The sequence below is a fragment of the Robiginitalea sp. genome (assembly GCF_049588695.1).
Lineage (GTDB): Bacteria > Bacteroidota > Bacteroidia > Flavobacteriales > Flavobacteriaceae > Robiginitalea.
The window spans coordinates 1-5631 of record NZ_JBAVZJ010000473.1; the positions used below are offsets into that span (position 1 = coordinate 1).

A 5631-nucleotide genomic window follows, 5' to 3' on the forward strand; every position below is an offset into this window, starting at 1 on the left:
TTTTAAGGTCGTTCGTAGATTGTTTCGAACTCCTCACAGATTACAATCATGCTCTCACGGGGAACTTTGCCGAAGGGTTCCAACTCCTGGGTATAGTAATCCCAATGAACTCGTTTCCAGTACTCCAGGGAGCCGTCCCCTTGACCTTCCAGGCGCGCATATTCGGGTGCAATACTAAAAAAAGGTTTGAGCCGCACTTTTGTGGTTCGGATGATGCAATGGGCATACCCGTTAAAATCCGTCACGATATTCAGATCTCCGATTTTAGGCAGGGCTTCTCCTCTTTGCTGCAGTCCTATCAGGGAGTGGGAGGTGCATTTTTTCTGACCGTTTTGCGCTAACTGGGCACAGGTATTGGCGACTTCTTCAGTTGTGCCGAAATATCCGGCTGGCGGCTCCGGCACATTGAGGTACTCCGGATGATCCTGTACAAAAGCTTTCCAAAGTGACGCTATAGATGGATTCTTCATACGCTTGAATTCAGATTATTTGAAACCCCCGTTTTTGAACTTTTGGGCGGCGTGATTGGCCGCCCGCGCCGTAAAGGCCATATAGGTCAGTGAGGGGTTTACACAGGAGGAGGATGTCATAAATGCACCATCCGTCACATAGATATTCGGCACCTCGTGCACCTGGTTGTGCTTGTTCACCACTGAAGTCCGCACGTCGTGCCCCATCCGGGCCCCACCCATTTCGTGAATACCCAGGCCGGGTCCGGTTTCATTTTCATAGGATTCAACTTCCGTAAAACCGGCAGCTTTGAACATTCGGGTTATTTCCCTGAGGATATCCTCCCGCATTTTATATTCGTTTTCTTTAAAGCTCACATCAAAATCCAGCTGGGGCAGGCCCCACTTGTCTTTTTCAGTGGAACTCAGGCTTACCTTATTTTCCCAATACGGCAACATTTCACCGAAGCCGGTTGCTCCAATTTGCCATGTACCCGGTTCCAGGATACCCGCTTTTAAGCCCGCTCCATAACCCAGTTCAGCAACAGCTTCCGACCAGTCTCCTCGGGAGGCTCCCCCCTGGTATCCAAAACCCCGGAGGTATTCGCGCTTCGGTTGTCCTTCCAGGTTCACAAACCTGGGAATATAGAAACCGTTCGGTCGCCTCCCCTTGTAATATTTATCGAGATATCCCGGGACTTTTGCATTGGCCCCCAACTGGTAGTGGTGGTCCATGATATAACGCCCCAATTGGTCGTGGTTGTTGCCAATACCATCCGGGAATCGGGTGGATTTTGACTGCAGTAAAATTCCAACGGAGGCCATAGCCGAGGCACAGAGAAAGACCATCCCCGCGTTAAAAGTGTATGTTTCGCGTGTTTCTGAATCGATGATGCGAACCCCTGTGGCCAGTCCCGAGGCCTCGTCATACAGGACCTCATGGACTATGGAGTTTGGTCTGAGGGTCATATTTCCGGTGCGTTCAGCCGCCGGCAGGGTCGAAGAATTACTGCTGAAATACCCGCCAAAAGGACACCCCCTCCAACAACGGTTCCTGTACTGGCAGGGATTGCGGCCTTCCGGAACTTTGGTCGTATCTGTAATGTGTGCCACCCTGCCAATGGTCAGTACCCTCCCGTCTTCAAACTCCTCCGAGAGGGCGGTTTTAAGATCTTCTTCGGGGCAGGTAAGATCCATGGGCGGTTGAAACACCCCATCCGGAAGCTGCTCCAGGCCCAGGGCCTCCCCGCTCACACCAATATAAGATTCCACCTTGTCGTACCATGGGGCTATATCCCGGTATCGCAACGGCCAGTCTACCCCGATCCCTTCTTTGAGGTTGGCTTCAAAATCCAGATCGCTCCAACGATAACTTTGTCTCCCCCAGGTGAGCGAACGCCCACCGACCTGATACCCTCGTATCCAATCAAAGCGTTGGGTCTCCTGGTAGGGATGTTCCAGGTCATCGACAAAAAAATGGGCGACATCCGGTTTGGGGGCCCATCCTACACGAAGTTGTTTGTGGTATTTTTTTCGTTCCTCTCCCGTCAGCTGATTCCCATTGGGGAGGTCCCAGGGATCCAGATTCATTGTGGGGTAACCTGAAATATGCTTTACCATGGGTCCCCGTTCGAGCACCAGGGTTTTCAAACCATTCTCACAAAGTTCTTTGGCAGCCCAGCCTCCGGTTATTCCCGTGCCCACGACAATGGCATCATAGATTTCTGAAGAGTTGTTGCTATTATGGGTCACGAAATCCTTAGTATTTTTCTATATTTATGACCCGCCATAAGGGCTCAGGTCGCTTTTCCGAAACATCTGTTAAATATAGGATATTAAAGCATAACCTGCGGTTTAAACATCGCTGACAAACCACAAAACACCTATGAAAACCATTAAAGGCCCGGCTGTGTTCCTGGCGCAATTTGTAGACAGTAAAGCTCCTTTTAATTCCCTTGAAGGGATGTGCCAGTGGGCAGCAGACCTCGGGTATAAGGGGATACAGATTCCAACCTGGGAATCTTTCCTGATCGATCTGGACAAGGCCGCTGAAAGCCAGGCCTACTGCGATGAACTCAAAGGCATCGTCGGTTCTTATGGCCTGGAAATCACCGAGCTCTCCACGCACCTGCAAGGGCAGTTGGTCGCCGTACATCCGGCCTACGACCTGATGTTTGATAATTTTGCGCCGGATGCCGTCAAGAATAATCCCAGGGCCCGGACCGAATGGGCGGTAGGGGTTGTGAAAAAGGCAGCGACGGCCAGTCGTCGTTTAGGGATCAAAGCCCATGCAACTTTTTCAGGGGCGCTCCTATGGCATACCTGGCACCCCTGGCCACAAAGGCCCCCGGGACTTGTGGAAATGGGTTTTGAAGAACTCGCCAAACGCTGGAAGCCCATTCTGGACCATTTCGACAATGAAGGGGTAGATGTGTGTTATGAGATCCACCCGGGGGAAGATTTGCACGACGGGGATACCTTTGAGCGATTTCTAAAAGCTACCGGTAACCATCCCAGGGTGAACATTTTGTACGATCCAAGCCATTTTGTGCTGCAGCAGTTGGACTATATTGAGTATATCGATCACTACCATGAGTTTATCCGGTCGTTCCATGTGAAGGATTCTGAGTTTAATCCGACAGGTAAAAAAGGAGCCTTTGGGGGCTATAACGATTGGGGAGACCGGGCCGGACGGTATCGCTCTTTGGGGGATGGGCAGATCGATTTTAAAACTATTTTCTCCAAGCTTACCCAATACGGATGCGATGTCTGGGCGGTTATGGAATGGGAGTGCTGTATCAAATCTCCGGAGCAGGGGGCTCGGGAGGGTGCCCGTTTTATCCAACAACATATTATTGAAGCCACCGAAAAAACATTTGACGACTTTGCCGGGGGGGACGTGGATAAAGATATGCTTCGAAAAATTCTCGGTCAAAATCCTGAAATATGAAAACCACCGTATTGAGCCTTTGTATGCTCCTTCTTTTGGGCGCCGCCTGTAAGGAGAAAGCGAAGGGAGATAAAAAGAAAACCCGACAAGACGCACAAATGCAACAAGCTTCTGAAGAGACTGGGGCGATGACCGACCCCTGGGAGGTCCTTTTTGACGGCACCTCAATGGACGCCTGGAAAGGGTATCGGATGGCTGAGGTTCCTTCTCCCTGGAAACTGGAAGACGGGGCTATGGTTTTTTACCCACCGGAGAATGGACCCGAGGGTGAGAGTTATAACCTGGTGAGCCGGAAAACGTACGGCAGTTTTGTCCTTTCCCTGGAATGGAAAATATCCGAGGGCGGGAACTCAGGAATTTTCTGGGGTATTGTCGAAGACCCAAAATACGGCCAGCCTTATGAGACGGGTCCTGAAATACAGGTTCTCGACAATAAGAGGCATCCGGATGCGGCCAACGGAGACACCCATCAGGCGGGGGCACTCTACGACATGGTCGCACCCCGGTCCGATGTTACAAAACCGGCAGGGGAATGGAACCTGTGTGAAATCACCGTGGATTACGAATCTGAAAAGGGAAAAGTTGTTTTAAACGGTACGGAAATAGTTTCGTTTCCCCTGGGAAATGAAGCCTGGGATGCCATGGTTGCAGCATCGAAGTTTAAGGGATGGGAAGGCTTTGGGAAATCCCGAACCGGCAAAATTGGATTGCAGGATCACGGGGACATGGTCGCATACCGAAACATAAAAATTAAATCACTTTAATATGATCAGGATCTGTACTGTGCTTCTTTTGGGTATTTTATTTGTAGGCTGTGGTCAGAACGAACCTACTCCACCCCAGCCGCCGGAGCCGCCCACCCCTCCGGGTATTTCCTACCCGGAATACCAGGGAGAGGAACCGACGACACCTGAGGAGACCGAGGCATACGAGCCCGTACCTCCAGTGGTGGTTCCCGACCGCCAAAACGGGGCGCCATCCGATGCCCTGGTGCTCTTTGACGGAAGCGGATTCGAACAATGGACCATGACGCGTGACAGCTCTGAGGTCATCTGGCACCTGAATGAAGACGGGAGTATGACGGTCGCAGATAAAACCGGGGATATCCAGACCAAACAGAATTTTGGCGATGTTCAGTTACATCTGGAATGGCGGTCCCCTGCAGATATTCAGGGACAGGGGCAGAGTCGGGGTAACAGCGGTGTATTCCTGAACAACCTCTACGAGGTACAGGTACTGGACAATAATGACAATACGACCTACGTAAACGGACAGGTCGGTTCCGTTTACAAGCAACACATCCCGCTCGCCATGGCATCCGTGCCCAGTGGGGAGTGGAACACCTATGATATTATTTATCGCGCCCCGGACTTTGACACAGCAGGTAACAAGGTGAAATCCGGGACGATTACCGTCATTCACAACGGGGTTCTGGTCCAGGACCACGTCGAAATCAAAGGCACTACCCCTTATATCGGTTGGCCGAAGAACCCGCCCCATGGCAAAGGGCCAATCCGGTTACAGGATCATGGGGATAACAGCCGGGTGAGCTATCGGAACATCTGGATAAGGGAACTGTAATCAGATTTTTTTACAGCATTGTACGCTTTGGATTTCGGGCCTGGGGAACCCCGTTTATGGTTTTGAACCCTTAGATTTTCTAAACTCCCGGAGTAGTTGCTGAACCCTTGAAAATCATGTTTTTGCAGGTCTGAACCCCTGACTTTTTTACGGAATATACAGCAGTTGTTGTTATATATACAGCAATCCTGTTTCTTCTTACAATGTTACCGTCAATCCTCAAGTATATTTTGTATTTTCTGTTGTAGAAAGAATAAAATTACCAACCGGCCTTTGTCTCCCCTCAACTACGGGATGAGAACTCCCCCTCCCAGGCCACTTAAAAACATCGCGAATATGACACGTTTGAAAAAAGCGGGCCTGTTGCTGACACTTTTACTCATCGGCGGGACCCTCCAGGGACAATTTCTCAAAAAACTCAAGCAAAAAGTCGAGAGCCGGGTTGAGGATGCGGTCACTGAAAAAATTGCCGCCAAAGCGGCCGGAGAAGCTAATAAATTAATGGACAAGGCCTTTGAGGACTTACTCGAAGGGGGCGTAGGTGAGAATGCCGGTTTCCCCATGGGCGGGGACCCCGTGAATCCGGAGGATATACCGGACTCCTATGATTTCGAATGGGCCTATGAACTCACCATGTATACAGATCAGATG

5 protein-coding genes and 1 pseudogene are annotated in these 5631 nt (G+C 50.6%); 4 read left to right on the top strand and 2 right to left on the bottom strand.

Features of this window, described 5'->3' with window-relative positions; genetic code table 11:
- Positions 1 to 2: 2 nt before the first annotated feature.
- The gene (locus WBV75_RS11145; protein WP_424120677.1) at positions 3 to 470 is read right to left on the bottom strand and encodes an ASCH domain-containing protein; all 468 of its coding nucleotides are present in this window, start codon (positions 468 to 470) and stop codon (positions 3 to 5) included.
- Between the two features lie 15 nt (positions 471 to 485).
- A complete protein-coding gene (locus WBV75_RS11150; protein ID WP_424120678.1) occupies positions 486 to 2201 on the bottom strand; it encodes a GMC oxidoreductase in 1716 nt (571 codons plus the stop codon).
- Positions 2202 to 2334: 133 nt separating this feature from the next.
- Between WBV75_RS11150 and WBV75_RS11155 the strand changes: the two genes are divergently transcribed.
- The 4 genes and pseudogenes from WBV75_RS11155 to WBV75_RS11170 form a co-directional block, all read left to right on the top strand.
- Complete coding sequence (locus tag WBV75_RS11155; RefSeq protein ID WP_424120679.1) at positions 2335 to 3399, top strand: sugar phosphate isomerase/epimerase family protein; 1065 nt, start codon at positions 2335 to 2337, stop codon at positions 3397 to 3399.
- Positions 3396 to 4163 (top strand): 3-keto-disaccharide hydrolase, encoded by a 768-nt coding sequence (locus WBV75_RS11160; RefSeq protein ID WP_424120680.1) that lies wholly within the window; start codon positions 3396 to 3398, stop codon positions 4161 to 4163. The genes WBV75_RS11155 and WBV75_RS11160 overlap by 4 nt, the downstream gene beginning before the upstream one ends.
- Position 4164: 1 nt before the next feature.
- Positions 4165 to 4980: a 3-keto-disaccharide hydrolase gene (locus tag WBV75_RS11165; RefSeq protein WP_424120681.1), complete on the top strand. Its 816-nt coding sequence runs from the start codon at positions 4165 to 4167 to the stop codon at positions 4978 to 4980.
- 336 nt (positions 4981 to 5316) lie between these two features.
- A pseudogene (locus WBV75_RS11170) lies at positions 5317 to 5631 on the top strand (hypothetical protein); the annotation flags it as partial.